Source organism: Microbacterium sp. sgz311019 (assembly GCF_056135325.1).
The window spans coordinates 139019-157395 of the sequence record NZ_JBWAXO010000006.1 but is presented as its reverse complement, the minus strand read 5'-3'; the positions used below and the strand labels follow the sequence as shown (position 1 = coordinate 157395).

At 69.7% G+C, this 18377-nt stretch carries 19 protein-coding genes; 11 read left to right on the top strand and 8 right to left on the bottom strand.

The window, feature by feature from the left end:
• The 3 genes from purD to AC0NZN_RS11350 all read left to right on the top strand — a co-directional run bounded on the left by purD (nucleotide 1) and on the right by AC0NZN_RS11350 (nucleotide 2899).
• The gene (gene purD / locus AC0NZN_RS11360) at nucleotides 1-1272 is read left to right on the top strand and encodes a phosphoribosylamine--glycine ligase (protein ID WP_474592413.1); all 1272 of its coding nucleotides are present in this window, start codon (nucleotides 1-3) and stop codon (nucleotides 1270-1272) included.
• A complete protein-coding gene (locus AC0NZN_RS11355) occupies nucleotides 1272-2072 on the top strand; it encodes a siderophore-interacting protein (protein WP_474592412.1) in 801 nt (266 codons plus the stop codon). The genes purD and AC0NZN_RS11355 overlap by 1 nt, the downstream gene beginning before the upstream one ends.
• A gap of 74 nt (nucleotides 2073-2146) precedes the next feature.
• Nucleotides 2147-2899: an alpha/beta fold hydrolase gene (locus tag AC0NZN_RS11350; RefSeq protein WP_474592411.1), complete on the top strand. Its 753-nt coding sequence runs from the start codon at nucleotides 2147-2149 to the stop codon at nucleotides 2897-2899.
• A gap of 22 nt (nucleotides 2900-2921) precedes the next feature.
• Here the strand turns inward: AC0NZN_RS11350 and AC0NZN_RS11345 are convergent, their stop codons facing one another.
• From AC0NZN_RS11345 to AC0NZN_RS11335, 3 genes are read right to left on the bottom strand one after another with little or no spacing between them, the layout of a single operon-like run.
• Nucleotides 2922-3734, bottom strand: coding sequence for a shikimate 5-dehydrogenase (locus AC0NZN_RS11345; protein ID WP_474592410.1), 813 nt, complete (start codon nucleotides 3732-3734; stop codon nucleotides 2922-2924).
• A complete protein-coding gene (locus AC0NZN_RS11340; protein WP_474592409.1) occupies nucleotides 3734-5317 on the bottom strand; it encodes an MDR family MFS transporter in 1584 nt (527 codons plus the stop codon). Before AC0NZN_RS11340 ends, AC0NZN_RS11345 begins: the two co-directional genes overlap by 1 nt.
• A complete protein-coding gene (locus AC0NZN_RS11335) occupies nucleotides 5314-5943 on the bottom strand; it encodes a PadR family transcriptional regulator (protein WP_474592408.1) in 630 nt (209 codons plus the stop codon). The genes AC0NZN_RS11340 and AC0NZN_RS11335 overlap by 4 nt, the downstream gene beginning before the upstream one ends.
• A gap of 97 nt (nucleotides 5944-6040) precedes the next feature.
• Here AC0NZN_RS11335 and AC0NZN_RS11330 point away from each other — a divergent pair, with 97 nt between their 5' ends.
• From AC0NZN_RS11330 to AC0NZN_RS11305, 6 genes are all read left to right on the top strand, one after another.
• On the top strand, nucleotides 6041-6463 hold the full coding sequence (locus AC0NZN_RS11330) for a pilus assembly protein CpaE (protein ID WP_474592407.1): 423 nt from the start codon (nucleotides 6041-6043) through the stop codon (nucleotides 6461-6463).
• Between the two features lie 19 nt (nucleotides 6464-6482).
• Nucleotides 6483-6836 carry a hypothetical protein gene (locus tag AC0NZN_RS11325; protein ID WP_474592406.1) on the top strand — a complete coding sequence of 118 codons (354 nt, stop codon included), beginning with the start codon at nucleotides 6483-6485 and terminating at the stop codon, nucleotides 6834-6836.
• 30 nt (nucleotides 6837-6866) lie between these two features.
• On the top strand, nucleotides 6867-7751 hold the full coding sequence (locus AC0NZN_RS11320) for a phosphoribosylaminoimidazolesuccinocarboxamide synthase (RefSeq protein WP_474592405.1): 885 nt from the start codon (nucleotides 6867-6869) through the stop codon (nucleotides 7749-7751).
• Nucleotides 7752-7757: 6 nt separating this feature from the next.
• A complete protein-coding gene (locus tag AC0NZN_RS11315) occupies nucleotides 7758-8627 on the top strand; it encodes a hypothetical protein (protein WP_474592404.1) in 870 nt (289 codons plus the stop codon).
• An 84-nt stretch (nucleotides 8628-8711) separates the two neighbouring features.
• Nucleotides 8712-10049 (top strand): uracil-xanthine permease family protein, encoded by a 1338-nt coding sequence (locus tag AC0NZN_RS11310; RefSeq protein ID WP_474592403.1) that lies wholly within the window; start codon nucleotides 8712-8714, stop codon nucleotides 10047-10049.
• 68 nt (nucleotides 10050-10117) lie between these two features.
• On the top strand, nucleotides 10118-11017 hold the full coding sequence (locus AC0NZN_RS11305) for a VOC family protein (RefSeq protein ID WP_474592402.1): 900 nt from the start codon (nucleotides 10118-10120) through the stop codon (nucleotides 11015-11017).
• A gap of 243 nt (nucleotides 11018-11260) precedes the next feature.
• Here AC0NZN_RS11305 and AC0NZN_RS11300 read toward each other — a convergent pair whose 3' ends face one another.
• The 5 genes from AC0NZN_RS11300 to AC0NZN_RS11280 all read right to left on the bottom strand — a co-directional run bounded on the left by AC0NZN_RS11300 (nucleotide 11261) and on the right by AC0NZN_RS11280 (nucleotide 17156).
• A complete protein-coding gene (locus tag AC0NZN_RS11300; RefSeq protein ID WP_474592562.1) occupies nucleotides 11261-12298 on the bottom strand; it encodes a LacI family DNA-binding transcriptional regulator in 1038 nt (345 codons plus the stop codon).
• A 3-nt stretch (nucleotides 12299-12301) separates the two neighbouring features.
• Complete coding sequence (locus AC0NZN_RS11295) at nucleotides 12302-13741, bottom strand: GH1 family beta-glucosidase (RefSeq protein ID WP_474592401.1); 1440 nt, start codon at nucleotides 13739-13741, stop codon at nucleotides 12302-12304.
• A 29-nt stretch (nucleotides 13742-13770) separates the two neighbouring features.
• Complete coding sequence (locus AC0NZN_RS11290) at nucleotides 13771-14691, bottom strand: carbohydrate ABC transporter permease (protein ID WP_474592400.1); 921 nt, start codon at nucleotides 14689-14691, stop codon at nucleotides 13771-13773.
• Nucleotides 14688-15743: a carbohydrate ABC transporter permease gene (locus AC0NZN_RS11285; RefSeq protein WP_474592399.1), complete on the bottom strand. Its 1056-nt coding sequence runs from the start codon at nucleotides 15741-15743 to the stop codon at nucleotides 14688-14690. Before AC0NZN_RS11285 ends, AC0NZN_RS11290 begins: the two co-directional genes overlap by 4 nt.
• 84 nt (nucleotides 15744-15827) lie before the next feature.
• Entirely contained in the window at nucleotides 15828-17156 is a 1329-nt protein-coding gene (locus AC0NZN_RS11280; protein ID WP_474592398.1) for an ABC transporter substrate-binding protein, read from the bottom strand.
• Between the two features lie 257 nt (nucleotides 17157-17413).
• On the opposite strand from AC0NZN_RS11280, the gene purS reads away from it, so the two are divergent.
• Together purS and purQ are read left to right on the top strand one after the other, a co-directional pair.
• The gene (purS, locus tag AC0NZN_RS11275; RefSeq protein WP_474592397.1) at nucleotides 17414-17662 is read left to right on the top strand and encodes a phosphoribosylformylglycinamidine synthase subunit PurS; all 249 of its coding nucleotides are present in this window, start codon (nucleotides 17414-17416) and stop codon (nucleotides 17660-17662) included.
• Nucleotides 17659-18366: a phosphoribosylformylglycinamidine synthase subunit PurQ gene (gene purQ / locus AC0NZN_RS11270; protein ID WP_474592396.1), complete on the top strand. Its 708-nt coding sequence runs from the start codon at nucleotides 17659-17661 to the stop codon at nucleotides 18364-18366. Before purS ends, purQ begins: the two co-directional genes overlap by 4 nt.
• Nucleotides 18367-18377 lie beyond the last annotated feature (11 nt).

The window sequence follows — 18377 nt, the reverse complement described above, 5'->3', positions numbered from 1 at the left end:
GTGAAGATCCTGGTCCTCGGCTCGGGCGCGCGCGAGCACGCCATCATCCTCGCCCTTCGTTCGGAGGAGGCGGACCATGAGATCTTCGCGGCCCCCGGCAACGCCGGAATCGCGCGGGACGCGACGCTCGTCGAGCTCGATCCCACCGGCCCGGACGCGGTCACCGAGTTCGCGATCGAGCACGCCGTCGACCTCGTCGTCATCGGGCCGGAGGCGCCGCTGGTCGCGGGGGTGGCCGACGCGGTGCGCGAGCAGGGCATCCCGGTTTTCGGCCCCGGCAAGGCGGCCGCGCAGCTCGAGGGCTCCAAGGCATTCGCGAAGCGCATCATGGATGCCGCGGGCGTGCCGACCGGGCGTGCCGTCCGCGCCCGCACCAGCGCCGAGGCGGCCGCCGCCCTGGACGAGTTCGGGGCGCCGCACGTGGTGAAGGCCGACGGCCTCGCGGCGGGAAAGGGCGTCATCGTCACCGAGGACCGCGCAGCCGCGCTCGCGCACGCCGAGTCGTACCTGCCGCTGGGACCGGTGCTCGTCGAGGAGTTCCTATCGGGCCCGGAGGTCTCGCTCTTCTTCCTGAGCGACGGCGACCACGTGCTGCCGCTCTCGCCCGCGCAGGACTACAAGCGCCTCCGCGACGGCGACGCCGGCCCGAACACCGGCGGTATGGGCGCCTACTCGCCGCTCCCCTGGCTCGACGGGCCCTTCGGCAGCGAGCGCGAATTCGTCGAGCTCGTCACGCGTGAGGTCGCCGAGCCGGTGGTGCGCCAGCTGGATCGTGAGGGTACGCCGTTCATCGGACTGCTCTACGCCGGCCTCATCATCACCGAGCAGGGCGTCAAGGTCATCGAGTTCAACGCCCGCTTTGGCGACCCCGAGACGCAGGTCGTGCTGCCGCGGCTCGTCGACCCGTTGTCGCGGCTGCTCATGGCCGCGGCCTCGGGCACGCTCGAGGACCTCGCCCAGCCCGCGTTCGCGGAGGCGACCGCGGTCACGGTCGTGCTCGCCAGCGAGGGCTACCCCGAGAACCCGATCACGGGTCGGCCTCTGAGGGGGCTGGATGCCGCGGCATCCGTCGACGGGGTCCACCTGGCGCACGCCGCCACCGCCCTGACCGACGAAGGGCTGGTGGCCACGGGCGGACGGGTGCTCAACGTCGTCGCACTCGGCACCACCTTCGCCGACGCCCGCGACCGGGCCTACCGCGCGCTGACGCGCGTCGAACTCGAGGGCGGCCAGTACCGCACCGACATCGCCGAGAGGGTCGTGGAGCACTGATGTTCGACCGCGAGCGCACACGTCACCGCTTCACCGCGAGGGAGGCGACGGTCTCTGCCGTCGACACGGTCGGCGACTACGTCCGCGTGACCCTCACCGGCCCCGACTTCGCCGATTTCGTCAGCACGGGCCCGACCGACCACGCCCGGGTCTACTTCCCGAACCCGCTGACAGGCGAGCTGCTCGCACCCGTGGCGGACGGGGAGGAGGGGGTCATCCGACCCGACGGCCCCACCTTCGGCCGCGACTTCACGCCGCTGAACGTCCGCGACACCGACTCGAGCCGCAGCTTCGACCTCGACGTGCTCCGTCACGCCGACGCCGGACCGGCCGCCGCATGGGCGGAGCGGGCGCAGGTCGGCGACCGGCTCGTCGTCGTCGGTCCGCGCGGATCGGCCCGCGCGCCCCAGGACGCCGAGCGCGCTCTACTGGTCGTGGACGGGACGTCGCTGCCCGCAGCATCCCGCTTCCTCGACGACCTGCCCGAGTCGACGGCGGTCGACGTGCTCGCCTACGGCGACCTGACCGCCGAGGCCGCTGAGTCGTACATCGACTCGGAGCGGGCCGTCGCGGTGTTCGAGGCGGCGGGCGACCTCGTGACCGAGGCGCGCGATCTTGCTCCGGATGCCGGCACCTTCGTCTTCGCGGCGGGCGAGGCATCCGCCCTCGCGCCGCTGCGGCGGTATCTGCGGCGCGAACTCGGCCTGTCGGCCCAGCAGGTCGTCATGAGCGGGTATTGGCGCAGGGGCGTTGTCGCGTGGGATCACCACGCCCCGATCGACCCCTACGACCCCGACTGACCCCTTCGCAGCCGCAGAGGGGTCGCATAGCCGGGGCATGCCCGCTGTTGCGGTGAGGCGAGCAGACTGGGGGCATGTCAGAGACGTGCCCCGCCGCCCTCCGGGTCGGGGATCTGCACGTCGAGGTGAGCGGCACTGGAGCGCCCGTGCTGCTGATCCACGGCAACTCCGGCGACCTGCACTACTTCGACCGGACCGTTCCCGTCCTGCAGCGGCACTTCCGCGTCATTCGGATGGACTGCCGCGGGCAGGGCCGCTCCGCGCGCGGCAGCGGTCCGCTGACGATCCGTCGGATGGCGGATGACGCGGCCGCCGTCATCCGGGCACTCCAGGAGGACGGCGAGCCGTTCGCCGTCGTCGGGTTCTCCGACGGCGCGAACGTGGCCATGTCGCTCGGCATCCATCACCCGGAGCTGGTGTCGGCGCTCGTCCTGAATGCGGGCAACACGAAGCGGTCGGGGATGCACCTGGTGGTCCGGGCCCACGTGCGGCTCGTCGACGCGCTGCTGTGGAGGCGGCATCCGTCGCCCCCGATACGGCGACGGCGCGAGCTCAACCGGCTCATGCTCGATCAGCCCGGCATCGCGCGCACGGCACTCGCCCGCATCCCCGTGCCGACGCTCGTCGTCGCCGGCACGCGCGACATCGTCCGCCGCGCGCACACGCGCATGATCGCGCGCGTCATCCCGGGCGCGCAGCTGCGAATCGTCCGCCGCGGCACGCACCTCCTGATGCGCGACCTGCCCGGCATCGCGAACCCGATGATCGACGGGTTCCTGCGCACGGGCGTCGCACCGCTCGATCACCCGCGGGTCGTCGAGCGCTGAATCGTCACCCCCGCGAGAACCGTCACTCCCGCGAGAAAGCGGACGCCCGCGCGACCTGGTCCGGCGTGATCGCGACGCCGGTGTAGCGCTCGAACTGACGTGCGGCTTGCAGCGCGATGACCTCGGCACCGGTGATGACCGGCGTGCCGGCCGCGCGCGCGGCGACGATCAGCGGTGTCTCCGCGGGAAAGGCGACGACGTCGAACACCGTGTGCGCGGCATCCACCTGCGCCTGATCGAAGGCGAGGGTCTGCGCATCCGGACCGTCCATCCCGAGGGGCGTGACGTTGACGATGACGCCCTCGACCGGCGCCGGGTCGGACTCGACCCAGCGGTAGCCGTACCTGTCGGCAAGCGCACTTCCCGCCTCCCGATTGCGGGCGACGACGGTGAGGTCGTCGAAGCCGCCGCCGCGGAACGCGGCGACCACGGCCTTCGCCATGCCGCCCGATCCGCGCACGAGCACCGGCAGAGCCGGGTCGACGGCGTGCTCGTCGAGCAGCTGCGCCACCGCCTCGTAGTCGGTGTTGGATGCCGTGAGCCATCCGCCGTCGTTCACGATCGTGTTGACGGACTCGATGGCGGCGGCCGACTCCTCCAGCGTGTCGACGAGGGGGATCACCGCCTCCTTGAAGGGCATCGACACCGAGCATCCGCGGATGCCGAGTGCTCGCACGCCCCGGATCGCGCCCTCGATGTCGTTCGTCGTGAACGCCTTGTAGATGAAGTTCAGCCCGAGCTCGTCATAGAGGTAGTTGTGGAACCGCGTGCCGAGGTTCGACGGGCGTCCCGACAGCGAGATGCAGAGGGACATGTCCTTGTTGAGAATCGGCACTACGCCTCCTCGGCGGTCGTCTGCGCGTCGACCCACTCGTGGCGCTGCCCCCGCTTGAGCAGGTGCGCGGGCCGCTTCATGAACAGCACGACGATGACGCCGAGGACCATCACGGCGGCAGGCAGCAGGATCGCCTGCGCCATCGCGGTGGCGAAGCCGTCCACGACGTACGGCGGGAGCTTGCCGCTGCCGAACCCACTCGACTGGCTGCCGGCATTCGGGAACTGCGCGTCCAGCCGCCCCTGCATGAACGCGGCGATCGCCGCCGAGCCGAGCACCGAGCCGACGGTTCGCGTCGTGTTGTAGATGCCCGCACCGGCGCCCGCCTGGCGCGGCGGAAGGTTGCGGGTTGCGGTCGTGGCGAGCGGCCCCCACATGCCTGCGCTCGCGATGCCGATGAGCAGCGACGGCACCAGGAACAGCCACACCGCGGTGTTCGGGTCGCGCATGAGCCACGCGTTCCAGCCGATCGCGAGGGCCATCAGCGACAGGCCGGGCACGAGGAGGACGCGCGGGTCGACGTGGTCGAGGATGCGTCCGGCGATCGGCGAGAGGACGCCGGCCGCGAGCGCCATCGGCACCATCAGGAGCGCGGCTTCGGTCGGGGTGAGGCCTCGGGCCAGCTGCAGATAGAACATGTACGGCAGCGACATGCTCGTGACGACGAACCCCACGATCGCGATGCCGCCGTTGGAGACCGAGAAGTTGCGGTCGCGGAACAGGGCGAGCGGCACGAGCGCCTCGCTCTTGGTCTTCGCCTGCTGCCAGATGAACAGGGCCAGGAGGATGACGCCGGCGATGATCATCGTCCAGATGCGCGCATCCCAGTTCCAGGACTGGCCCTCCTGCAGACCGAACACGATGAGGAAGAGCGCGACCGCACTGAGGAACACGCCGACGAGGTCGAACTTGTGCTCGTGCGTCTTGAGCTTCGGCACGAGGATCGCCGCGAGCACGAAGCCGACGATGCCGACCGGCAGGTTGACGAAGAAGATCCACTCCCAGCCGAGACCGTCGACCAGGAGGCCGCCGGCCAGCGGCCCGACCAGCATCGCGACACCCGACGTGGCACCCCAGAGGCCCATGGCCGCACCGCGTGACTCTGCCGGGAACGTGCGGGTGATGACCGCCATCGTCTGCGGGGTCATCATCGAGGCGCCGAGGCCCTGCACCGCGCGGAAGAGGATCAGCATCCCGAGGGTCGGTGACAGGCCGCAGCCGAGCGAGGCGAGCGTGAAGACCGCGAGCCCGATGAGGTAGATGTTCTTCGGGCCGAAGCGGTCGCCGAGGCGGCCGGTGACGAGCAGGGGCACGGCGTAGGCGAGGAGGTAGGCGCTCGTCACCCACACGACGTTGTCGAGGTTGGCGGAGTTCGGGTCGAGCGCCGCCTTGATGGCGGGGTTCGCGACCGAGACGATCGTCGTGTCGACGAGGATCATGAAGAAGCCGATGACCAGCGCCCACAGGGCGGGCCACGGGCTGCGGGGCTTGTGCCCGACGGCGTATGCACCGGTGGGCGGGTTCACTGCGGCCTTGCGGTCCGACCGGAGGTCGGTTCCGGGGCCTGCCGAAGGTTCGGTCATTGCCGGGCTGCCTTTCGCTGAGCGTGGTAGGTGTCGAAGTGTTCTTCGGGGAGCTCGTCCGCCCCCCACGGGAACTCGGAGAGCTCGAGACGCTCGAGGAGGTCGTCGAGCCACGTGAGTTCGGCGCTGAGCAGCGCCTCCTGACGCGCGGACTCGACGAGGTACTGCTGCGGGACGCCTCGGAGCTCGGCCTTCGCGAGTCCCTCGCGGTACAGGGTGTGAGCACCCGCGAGCGCCGCCCGGCGCAGGCCGAGGAGGTCGATGACGACGGTGCGATCCAGGTTGTGCGACTCGGCGAGGGCGATCCGGAACTCCATCGGGCGATCGACCCGCGGCAGCTCCGCCTGCACCCACTCGGACACGGCATCGCGGCCGGCGTCGGTCAGCCGGTACGTGGTGCGCTCGGGACGGTTGCCCTCCCGGTCCACGCCGACCTCGGCGAGCAGACCCAGCCGTCCGAGCCGGGCGACCGTGTGGTAGAAGGTGCCGTTCGTGATCGTGACGAGCTGGTCGTCACGGCGCTGGCGCATGAGCCGCATCATCTCGTAGGGATGCATCTCGCCCTCACGAAGGAGCGCGAGCACCATCACGCCCAGTGGCGTGAGCTTGGCGACGGCATCCCGCATGAGTGCTCCATTCCGATTAGTCCAGATGGACTATACCAGATCGACCACCTCGCGCCACGGCCGATCCCGTCGTCGCACACCCGCGTACCCTGTCGTCATGATCAGCCGCGACCTCGCCATCGCCCTGAAGGATGCCGGCCTGCGCTGGCACCCGGAATCGGGCGACCGCTTCCAGCTCGACCTGCCGAGCGACGTCGAGGCCGAGGCCGAGGCCGACATCTTCACGGTCAGCGAGATGACCATCGAGTCGCGTCAGACCCCGAGCGGCGTGACGATCCTCGCCTTCAACGGCACCACCGAGTGGGCGCTCGACGCGGTCACCGTCGAGGAGGCGATCTGGCTGCCGAGCGAGGAGCAGCTGCGCGAGCTGCTGCGCGGAGCGCTCCGCAGCCTGCGCCGGCTCCCGGACGCGTACGAGGTGGAGGCCGAGATCGCCGGCGAGCGGCTCCGATTCGAGCATCCGGATGCCTCGGAGGCCTACGGCATGGCCTTGCTCGAGCTCGTCCGCCGGTCGCGCTGACAGGGGTACTCTGTGGCGCATGGCCTCGAACGGGGAGCCGCGGCGCGAGAAGTTCCCGGAGTCGTACGCGATCTTCGACCGCTTGACCGCGGAGTACGTGCAGCGCGACGGCGTCGCGCTCGGGCGGATGTTCGGCTCGGAGGGTCTCAGCATCCGCGGCAAGGTGTTCGCCTTCGTCGGGTTCACCGGCAGCCTCTTCGCGAAGCTCCCCGAGGAGCGCGTCGGCGAGCTCATCGAGAGCGGGGATGCCGACCCCGCTGTGATGCGCGACCGGCCGATGCGCGAGTGGGTGACGGTGCGGGTCGACCGTCCCGACACATGGTCGGCCATCGTGGGCGAGGCATACGACTTCGTCGACGCCATCACGCCGTGAGTGCGGGTTCCCCCGCGGGATAATGGGCTCGTGACCCGACTCTCCGGCTGGCGGCATGTGTACTCCGGCAAGGTACGCGACCTGTATGTTCCCGACGACACGGCCGACGGCGCTCGTCCGGAGCGGATGCTGGTCGTCGCCAGCGACCGCGTGAGCGCGTTCGACCACGTGCTCTCCCCCGGCATCCCGGGCAAGGGCGAGCTGCTCACCACCCTGTCGCTGTGGTGGTTCGACCGGCTCGCGGGCGGCGACGACGGGCGCAGCATCCCGAATCACCTCTTGGCGGGCGAGATCCCGGATGCGGTCGCCGGGCGCTCGATGATCGTGCGATCGCTCGACATGCAGCCGATCGAGTGCGTCGTCCGCGGATACCTCACCGGCTCGGGCTGGAGCGAGTACCGCGAGCACGGGACGGTGTGCGGCATCCGTCTGGAGTCCGGCCTCGGCAATGGCGACCGGCTGCCTGCGCCGATCTTCACGCCCGCGTACAAGGCTCCGCTCGGAGAGCACGACGAGAACATCACGTTCGAGCAGACCGTCGGGCTCGTCGGGCCCGAGCGCGCGGAGGAGCTGCGCGACCTGTCGCTCGAGATCTATGAGCGGGCGGCCGCCACGGCCGAACGGCACGGGCTGATCCTTGCCGACACCAAGTTCGAGTTCGGTGTCGACGAGGACGGCGTGCTCACCCTGGCGGACGAGGTGCTCACGAGCGACTCGTCGCGCTACTGGGATGCCGAGGCCTGGGCCTCCGGCACGACCCCCGACGAGCGCATGGCGAGCTTCGACAAGCAGATCGTGCGCGACTGGCTCGCGGCCCATTGGGACAAGACCGGCGAGCCGCCGGAGCTGCCGCAGGATGTCGTCGCCCGCACCGCCGACCGCTACCGCGAGCTCCTGGAACGCCTGACCGACTGAGCAGCCATGCTCAGCGAGGAGGAGTCCGCGGAACTGGCGGAACTCCGCCGTCGCGCCTGGGGGGCGGATCCCGACGTCCTCGACGACGCCGCACTCGCGCGGCTCGAGGAGCTGGAGCAGAAGGCCCGGCCGGCCCCGGCCGCCGAGCGACCTCGTCCCGACGCGCTCCAGGCCGAACCGGTCATCGAGCGCGCGGGGAACGAGCACGACGACCCGAGGCCTGACGATGCACCCGTGCCCGGCGGCGCCTCGACGAGTTCGGCGAGCACACCGCGGACAGGCGCACAGCGCGGCATCCTGCTCGTCGTCGGGGTCGTCATCACCGTGGTCGCCCTCGCGGCGGGGGTGCGCAGCATCCTGATCCCGTCGCCGGAACCCGCGGCGTCGGCCAGCCCCACCGTCGCGCGTGCAGCGCCGCGCGCCCTGGCCGCACCCGAGTGCGGAGACGGGTGGGGGCTGTCCGGCCCCCTCTCCACGCCCGAGGGCAAGCCGGTGTGGAGCCGGCAGTTCGACTTCCCGATCAGTGAGCGGTGGGTCACGCCCGTCCGGGGCGCACGGATGGTCGGCGTGTGGGCGAACCTCGACGTGTCTCCGGGGATCATCTCCGACGTCGAGGTCGTGAGCCCGACGACGGCGCGCCTGTTCTATACGACCGTGAGGCTCTGGACCACACGGCCCACTCCCGATGAGATCATCGCGAACAGCGAGCCGAGCATCGTCCTGCCGGTGTGCGATCGGCCGGACAGCTATCCCGGGTTCATCCTCGCGCGGGCGCCCGCGTGCGTGACGCTCGAGTTCACGGTCGACGGCACGACCCATTACACGGTCCGGGTACCGGTCGGAATCGACGAGGGCGCGCGCTGTCCGACCACGTGACGGCGGCGGCCGGCATCCCTATGCACGCCCTGTGCGCCGCCGATATCGTGAATCAGCCTTTCCCCTGAACGCGAGGAGCGATGCATGGCCATCTGGAAGATCCACGGCAACGGCCGCACCGTCGAACCCGGGGAGGTCGTGCGTCCCGACGAGCGGATGAACTGGCCCGCGACGATCGCGATCGGCGCGCAGCACGTCGTCGCGATGTTCGGCGCGACGTTCCTCGTGCCGATCCTGACCGGCTTCCCGGTCTCGACGACGCTGTTCTTCTCCGGCGTCGGCACGATCCTCTTCCTGCTCATCACGCGCAACCGCCTCCCCAGCTATCTCGGGTCGTCGTTCGCCTTCATAGCTCCGGTGACGGCGGCCGTGGCCTCGTCGAAGGAGACGGGCATGGGCACGGCCCTCGCCGGCATCGTCGCCGTCGGCATCCTGCTCGCCCTCGTCGGCTTCCTCGTCCAATTCGTGGGCGTCGGCTGGGTCGACCGGTTCATGCCACCCGTCGTGGCGGGTGCGATCGTCTGCCTGATCGGCCTGAACCTCGCTCCCGCCGCGTGGAACAACTTCAAGGTGCAGCCGCTGACGGCGACGATCACGCTGACGGCCGTCATCCTGTTCAGCGTGCTGTTCCGCGGATTCCTCGGGCGCATCTCGATCTTCCTCGGCGTGATCGTCGGCTACATCGCCGCGGGCATCCAGGGCCAGATCGACTGGAAGTCCGTGAACACCGCGGACTGGGTGGGCCTGCCGGAGTTCCACGTCGCGAACTTCACCGCGCCCGGCACGTGGGCTGCGATCGCGATGTTCCTGCCGGTCGTCCTGGTGCTGATCGCCGAGAACGTCGGGCACGTGCGTGCGGTCGCGACGATGACCGACAGCACGGTCAACAAGGAGACCGGTCGCGCTCTCATCGCCGACGGCGTCTCGACGACGGTCGCCGGTCTGTTCGGCGGATCGGGCACGACGACCTACGGCGAGAACATCGGGGTCATGGCCGCGACCCGCGTGTACTCGACGGCCGCGTACTGGGTGGCGGGGCTCGTCGCGGTGCTGCTCGCCCTCTCGCCGAAGATCGGCGCGCTCTTCAACACGATCCCCGCTGGTGTGCTGGGCGGCGCGACGACCGCACTGTACGGCCTCATCGGCATCATCGGCATCAAGATCTGGGTCGACAACCGCGTCGACTTCTCTCGTCCCGTGAACCAGTACACCGGCGCCGTCGCGCTCGTCATCGCGATCGCCAACTTCACGATGAGCTGGGGCCAGTTCCAGCTCACCGGCATCGTGCTGGGCGCTGCTGCCGCGCTGCTCATCTACCACCTCGGCAACGCGATCGCCCGGGCGCGGAAGACGGGGGCGGATGACGGCGGGCCGATCCCGGCCGTCGGACCCCTCGGCGGAGACCCCGTCGAGGCCGAATAGATCCTCGCCGCCGCACCGGAGATTGTTGCCGCGGGAACAATCTCCGGTGGGTGCGCGTTGTCTCCTGCATGAGCGAGTTCACGACGGAATCCGGACAGCGCGCGACCCGGGAGCGCATCGCCGCCGACACGGCGATGGGGGCGGTCACGCTGCTCGTCGCCGACCTCGACCGCATGATCGCGTTCTATCGGGATGCCGTCACCCTCCAGCTCCTGTCCGCCGACGGAGACACGGCCGTGCTCGGTCGCGCCGGCCGGCCCATCGTCATCCTCGAGCACGAGCCGGCTCTGCGCCATGCGGCTCACGGATCGGCCGGGCTGTACCACACGGCGATCCTGTTCGAGTCGCAGACCGCTCTCGCAGCAGCGCTCTCCTCGGTGGCGCGCCACGCGCCGGGGACCTTCACCGGCAGCGCCGACCACCTCGTCAGCGAGGCGTTCTACTTCACCGATCCCGAGGGCAACGGCGTCGAGCTGTACTGGGATCGGGCCCGCACCGAGTGGTCCTGGGCGCACGGACAGGTGCAGATGGACACGGTCTACCTCGACCCGAACCGGTATCTGCACGAGCACCTCACCGAGGAGGCGCTGGCCGGATCGACGGCTCAGGATGCGGCATCCGTCGGTCATGTCCATCTGTCGGTCGGCGACGTCCGCACCGCACGCGCCTTCTATGTCGACGCGCTCGGCTTCGACGCGACGGCGAGCCTCGGAGACACCGCGTTGTTCGTGAGCGCCGGCGGCTACCACCACCACATGGCGATGAACGTGTGGAACTCCCGGGGCGCGGGTCCCCGCATGCCGGCGCTCGGGCTCGGCCGGATCGATCTCGCGCTTCCGGATGCCGACGCCCTCGGCTCGCTCGAGGAGCGGCTGCGCCACCACGGCTTCGCCGTCCGGGACGACGGTCGCACGCTGAGCTTCGACGACCCGTGGAACAACGCCCTCCACGCCGTCGTCGCCGGGTGACGCGAGACCTCTCCACGCCGTCGTCGCCGGGTGACGCGAGACCCCTCCACATCGTCGTCGCCGGGTGACGCGAGACCCCCTCACATCCGCGAGCCCGCATCCGATGGCCGAGCCCGCATCCGATTCACGCGAAAAGGATGCGGGCTCGGGAAACGAGTGCGGGCTCGCGGCAGAGGCTAGGCGGACTCGCGGAAGAGGCAGTGCGGGCTCGCGGCAGAGGCTGGGCGGGTTCGCGGAAAAGGGCTAGGCGGACTCGCGGACCACGAGGCCCGTCGGCATGATGCGCGAGTGCGGGGTGGGGATCCCCGCCAGCCGGTCGATGAGCATGCTCGCCATCTCTTCCCCCTGCAGGAACGACGGCTGGCGCATGGTCGTGAGCGCCGGTGTCACCGAGGTCGCGATGGGCGAGTCGTCGAAGCCGATGACCGCGACGTCCTCAGGCACGCGCAGCCCGGCCGCGGCAAGCGCGTGCAGCGCCCCGCGGGCCATCAGGTCGCTCGCCGCGAACACCGCATCCGGCCGCTCCCCGGAGGCGAGGATGCGGCGCATCGCCTCGGCCCCGCCGTCATCCGTGAAGTTGCCGTCCTCCACGGCGCCGAGCGGGAGGCCCGCACTCGTCAGCGCCTCGCGCCATCCGGTGAGGCGCTCCATGGCCGCGCGCATCGTGAGCGGTCCGGTGATCGTCGCGATGCGCCTGTGGCCGCGCCCGATGAGGTACTCCGTCGCCTCGCGGCCGCCGCGCACGTTGTCGACGTCGACGTAGTAATCGTCCTCGCGCACCTTGACCGGCCGGCCGCCGTAGACGACGGGCACGGCGGCGGCGATGCGGTCGATGAACGTGTCGCTCGTGTGGTGCGAGACGATGATCGCGCCGTCGACGTTGCCACGGCTCAGGTAGCTCGTCATCTTGTCGCCGGGGTCGCTGTTGGCGATGAAGAGGTTCAGCACGTAGTCCGACCGGGCGATGCGGGCGTTGATGCCCGAGACGATGGCGGCGAAGAACGGGTCGCCGAAGAACCGCGTGGTCTCCTCGGGGACGACCAGGGCGATCGCCAGCGTCTGCCGGCTCGCGAGCGAGCGCGCCGCGCGGTTGGGGACGTAGTTCAGGTCCGAGATGGCCTTGGTCACGGCCTCCAGCGCGGAGGGGCTCACCGAGCTTGCGCCGTTGACGACGCGCGACACCGTCGAGCGGGAGACGCCCGCAGCCGCGGCGACCTCTTCGATCGTGACGGGCGTATGCAGCCTGTCCGTCATGTCTTCCCTCCGCCTGCGGCGCCGCAGCACTCAGATCGCGCGCGCCTCTGCGATCCGACTGTACGCGAGGCCGCTGTCCTTGACCGATCGCTCCTGGGTGTCGTAGTCGACCCGGACGATGCCGAACCGCTTCTCGTAGCCCCACGCCCACTCGAAGTTGTCGAGCAGCGACCAGTAGAAGTAGCCCCGCACATCGACGCCGGCGTCCACCGCATCCAGGATCGCGGCGAGATGCCCCTCGACGAAGTCCACCCGCTCGTCGTCGTGCACGCGCGTCTCGCCGTCCTCGATCGTGGCCACGTCGTCGTACGCGGCGCCGTTCTCGGTGACGTACAGCGCGACACCCGGCTCGGCCGCGTACTCCTCCCACATGCGCACCAGCAGGCGCGTGAGTCCCTCGGGCTGCACCTCCCAGTTCATGGGGGTGCGCTCCAAGCCGCGATCATGCCAGTGGATGCCCTCGTTCGACGGGAAGGGGGACGCGGTGCGGCGGTCGGTCGGTGCATCGCCCGGAGTCGGCGGGTCGGCCGGCTCATGCCCGCCGACGTACTCGCCGTGGTAGTAGTTCACGCCGAGCGTGTCGATGCGCGTGGCGATGGCCTCGAGGTCGCCGGGGTGCACCGCATCCTCGAATTCCGCCACCGCGGCGGAGTCGACCGCGCGGATGTCCTCGATGACGTCGGCCGGGTATGCGCCCCGGAACACCGGGTCGAGGAACCAGCGGTTGAACTGCCCGTCGATGCGGCGCGCGGCGTCGACATCGGCCGGATCGGCCGGGTCGACCGGGTCGGCCACCGTGAGGTTGAGGGTCAGCCCGAGGTTCAGCTTCTCGTCGCGGTGGCGCAGCTCGCGCACGGTCTGGCCGTGGCCGAGCAGGAGGTGGTGGGATGCCAGCATCCCCTCGGCGATGCTGTAGTGCCCCGGAGCGTGGATGCCCGCCGTGTAGCTCAGGAACGACGAGCACCACGGCTCGTTCAGCGTCGTCCACACGTTCACGCGGTCGCCGAGGGCATCGTGCATTCCGAGCGCATACTCGGTGAACTGCTCCGCGGTGTCGCGGTTGGTCCAGCCGCCCTTCTCCTGCAGCGCCTGCGGGAGGTCCCAGTGATAGAGCGTGAGCCAGGGCAGGATGCCCGCATCCAGGAGCTCGTCAACCAGACGCGAGTAGAAGTCGACCCCGGCCGCATTGACCGCGCCGCCGTCCGGACGCACCCGCGCCCAAGATGTCGAGAACCGGTAGGTCTGCAGGCCCATCTCCTTCATGAGGGCCACGTCGTCGCGGTAGCGGTTGTAGTGGTCGCACGCGATGTCGCCGTGGTCGCCGTTGATGACCGCGCCGGGCACGCGGCAGAACGCGTCCCAGATCGAGTCCCGGCGACCGTCCTCGCGCGCGGCGCCCTCGATCTGGAAGGCGGCGGTGGCCGCCCCAAAGAGGAAGTCGTCGGGGAACGCACGAGGCGTCGAGTACATCTGTGTTTCCTTTCCGGATGCGATGAGGGTCATCCCTTCACCGCGCCCGCCATAATGCCACTGACCAGCTGCTTGCCCGCGAGTATGAACACGACGAGCAGGGGAAGTGTCGCGAGGACGGCGCCCGCGAGCACGACCGAGTAGTCGACGTACTTGGCCGACTGCAGCTGGCTGAGCGCCACCTGCAGCGTCGGATTCTGGGGCGACACGAGCAGCGGCCACAGGTAATCGGTCCATGCGGTCATGAACGTGAAGAGGGCGAGGATCGCCATGGCCGGGCGCGCCGCGGGGACGCCGACGTGCCAGAAGGTCGAGATCATGCTGGCGCCGTCGACGCGCGCGGCCTCGATGAGCTCGTCAGGGATGACGTCGACGAGGTACTGCCGCATGAAGAAGACGCCGAACGCCGTGACGAGGGACGGGATGATGATCGCGCCGATCGTGCCCGTCCACCCGAGCTGCTTCATGAGCATGAAGAGCGGGATGATGCCGAGCTGCGTCGGCACGGCCAGGGTCGCGACGACGAAGACCATGAGCCCCTCGCGCCCGCGGAAGCGCAGCTTCGCGAACGCGTAGCCGGCGAGCGTCGAGAAGAAGACGACGGATGCCGCGACCACCGTCGACACGATGATCGAGTTCATGAGCGCCTGCCAGAACGGCACGGTGTCGAACACGACGGCGACGTTCTTCCAGAACTGACCGCCGGGAAGCAGCGGCGGCCACGTGTCTGTCATGGCGGACTTGTCGCTCGACCCCATGATGAACGTCCAGTACAGGGGGTAGGCGCCCGCGATGAAGAACACCGCGACGAGCGTGTAGGTCAGCCATCCGGGCCGGCGCTCGACGCCGAATCCGCGGTTGCGGCGACCGATGGGGCCGGGCGCCTTCGACGACGTCATCGGGGGTGTCTGCGGCGCGGGCGCTGCCGGCGGCCTGCTCAGGGTGGTCATGCGCGCTCCTCCGGGAGGACGGGCTCGAGAGGCGGGGACAGGATGGGGCCGGCGGTCGCGGCGGGGCGCAAGGTCTGGGCGTGGGCCTGAAGGCGCGCCAGCCTGCGCTGCATCCGTCGGCCCGACGTCTTCGCCTCGCCGCTCGCGATCGACCGCGAGATGAGGAAGTTGAGCACGCCGATGGCGACGATGATGAGGAAGAGGATCCAGGCCACGGCCGCCGCCTTGCCGAACGACTCCCGGTTGAAGGCGAGGTCCCACATGTAGAGGACGGTGGTCTGGTACTGCCGCTGCGGGCCTCCGGGGATCGAGCTTGCGGCGTTGAACAGTTTCGGCTCGGTGAAGATCTGCAGGCCGCCGATCGTGGCGGTGATGATCACGAAGATGATCGTCGGACGGATGCCGGGAACGGTGACCGAGAAGAACCGGCGCACGGCTCCGGCGCCGTCGATGGCCGCCGCCTCGTGGATGTCCTTCGGCACGGCCTGCATCGCGGCCAGCAGGATGAGGGCGTTGTACCCGGTCCAGCGCCAGTTGACCATCGTCGCGATGGCGATGTGGCTCGGGAGGGTGTCGGTCTTCCACATGACGGGGTCGAGCCCGATGGCCGTGAGCACGTTGTTGATGAGGCCGTACTTCTCGTCGAACATGCTCGAGAAGATCAGCGTCACGACCACGGGGGTCACGATGTAGGGCAGGATCACCGACAGCCGCCAGAAGGTCTTGGCGCGGAGGTTCTGGTCGAGCACCGCGGCGATGACGATCGCGACGACGAGCTGGGGGACGGCGGACAGCAGGAAGATGCTGAAGGTGTTGAAGACCGAGTTCCAGAACAGCGGATCGGTCAGCTCGGTGGTGAAGTTCTTGAAGCCCACCCAGTCGCCCGGCCCGGTCAGCAGGTTCCAGTCGTTCAGCGACACGACGAACGTGTAGACGAGCGGGAACAGGCCGACGAGCCCGAACAGCAGGAAGAAGGGCGCCACGTAGGCGTACGGCGAGTACCGCACGTCCCAGCGGCTGAGCCGCTGCCGGAAGGTCAGTGTCGAGGTCATGTCGGTTCTTCTCGTGGAAAGAGGTGCTTCGGGATGCGGTCCCCCGGGGCATTGCCCCGGGGGACCGCATCGGGGCCGGAGCTCTTACTTGTTGACGACCAGCTGGTCGAGCAGCGTCATGGCGTTGTTCCATGCCTGCTGGCCGTTCGCCTTGCCGGCGTCGAGCTGCTGAATCGAGGGGCCGAAGACCTGCTCCTGGATGACGGAGTCGTCCGGGCCCTTGAACTGGGCGACGACGCCCTTCGCGCGGTTGGCGAGGATCTGGCCGACGGGCGCGCCCTGGAAGAAGGTCGTCAGGTCGCTCTGGCCGGTCACACCGGGGTCGCTCTGCGCCTGGACGACGCTCGGGAAGGTGCCCGCGGCCTGGAAGGTCGCGACCTGCTGCTTCGCCTCGGTCAGCCACGCGGCCAGTGCCGCGGCCTCTTTCGGGTGCTTCGACGTCGTGGGGACGGTCAGGAACGAGCCTCCCCAGTTGGCCGCGCCGCCGGGGAAGACGTCGGCGAAGTCCCATCCGCTGGAGGCGTCGCCGCCGGCCGACTCGACCTGGCCCTTGACGACGCCGAGCATCCAGCCCGGGCAGACGAAGGTCGCGAACGAGCCGTCGGTGAATGCCTTGCCCTTGCCCCAGTCCCACTGGGTCTGGTTCGACGAGAGACCGGCCGCCGCGCCCTGGGCCAGGATGTCCCAGCGGGCCTTGAGGTCGGCGTTGTCCTTGACGTTGAGCTTGCCGGCCTTGGTGTAGTACCCCTCGGGCAGCTGGTTCACCATCGCGTTCCAGACGAACCCGGACTGGTCGTACCAGGCCTTGCCCGTCTTGGCCTTGTACTCCTCGCCGGCCTTCATGAAGGTGTCCCACGTGGCGTTGGAGCCGCCGAGGAGTGCTTCGAAGCTCGCGCGGTCGGTCGCGAGGCCCGACGCAGCGAGGAGCTTCTGGTTGTAGCAGATGCCCTCAGGGCCGATGTCGGTGCCGTAGCCGATGAGGCGGCCGTTCTTGTCGGTCGCCTGCGCGACCTTCCAGTCGACCCAGCGGCTCTTGATGTCGTTGGCGCCGTAGTCGCGCAGGTCGACGAAGGAGCTGCTGACCTGCATGACCTTGGAGAGCCAGCCCTCCTCGACGGCCTGGACGTCGGGAAGCCCCGATCCCGCCGCCTGCTTGGTCTGCCAGTCGGTCTGGGCATTGCCGCCCGTGTCGATGTTGGTGGCCTTGATGGTGATATTGGGGTGGGACTTCTCGTACTCCTTGTAGAGCTTGTCGAAGCCCATGGTGCCGAACGTCGTGACGGTCAGCGTGATCTTCTCGTTCGAGTCGCTCGACGACGATCCGCCGCCGCCGGCGCAGCCGGCGAGGACGATGGCCGTGGTCGATGCCGCGGCCGCGATGATCGCGGTGCGGCGCAGTGCGCGTGCGTTCACGTGTCACTCCTTTGTGGGTCTGGTGCTGTCATGCAGTTTCGGAGGCCGTGGGAGCGCTCCCACTGCATGGGATCACACGTTATGGGATCGCTCCCACGATGTCAAGGGAGCGCTCCCAGTCTGTGTGTCACAGCGCACGACGGGCATCCTGGTCACCCCCGTAGACTGGACGCATCCCCACCCGCGACGAAGTCGCTTTGTTCACCGCCGGCGCAGAGCGCATCTGCACGTCGCCCACTCCGCAGTAGGGAGCCGCAATGCCCACCATCGTCGTCGACGTGATGCCCAAGGCCGAGCTTCTCGACCCGCAGGGGAAGGCGGTCGCCGGCGCGCTCGCCCGCCTCGGCGTCGAGTCCTTCAGCGGCGTGCGGATCGGCAAGCGGTTCGAGCTCACGGTCGACGGCCCCGTCGACAACGCCGTGCTCGAGCAGGTGCGCGGCATCGCCGCCGAGGTCCTGTCGAACTCGGTGATCGAGGACGTCGTGGGCGTCGAGGTCGTGGAATGACCGTCCGCATCGGAGTCATCACCTTCCCGGGCTCGCTCGACGACCGCGACGCGCAGCGCGCGATCCGGGTGGCCGGCGCCGAGCCCGTCGCCCTCTGGCACGGCTCGCACGACCTGGAGGGCGTCGACGCCCTCGTCCTGCCCGGGGGCTTCAGCTACGGCGACTACCTCCGCGCGGGCGCCATCGCCGCGCTCTCGCCGATCATGACCGAGGTCAAGGAGGCCGCGGCCGCGGGCATGCCCGTCCTCGGCATCTGCAACGGCTTCCAGATGCTGGTCGAGGCCCACCTGCTGCCGGGCGGCCTCATCCGCAACGCGCACCAGCAGTTCATCCGCCGTGACCAGCGTCTGCGCGTCGAGAACGCGGACACCGCGTGGACGTCCGCGTTCACGCAGGGGCAGGAGATCGTCACGCCCCTGAAGAACGGCGACGGCGGCTACATAGCGGATGCCGACACCCTCGCCCGCATCGAGGGCGAGGGTCTGGTCGCCTTCCGCTATGTCGGAGTGAACCCCAACGGCTCGCTCGACGACATCGCCGGACTCACCAACGAGCGCGGCAACGTCGTCGGACTGATGCCGCACCCGGAGCACGCCGTCGAGCCGGGCTTCGGTCCCGACACCCGCTCGGCGATGCGCTCGGGCGTCGACGGTCTCGGCTTCTTCACGTCGGCCATCGACGCGGTCGTCTCCGCGGCGGTCTGAGCGGGCGAACC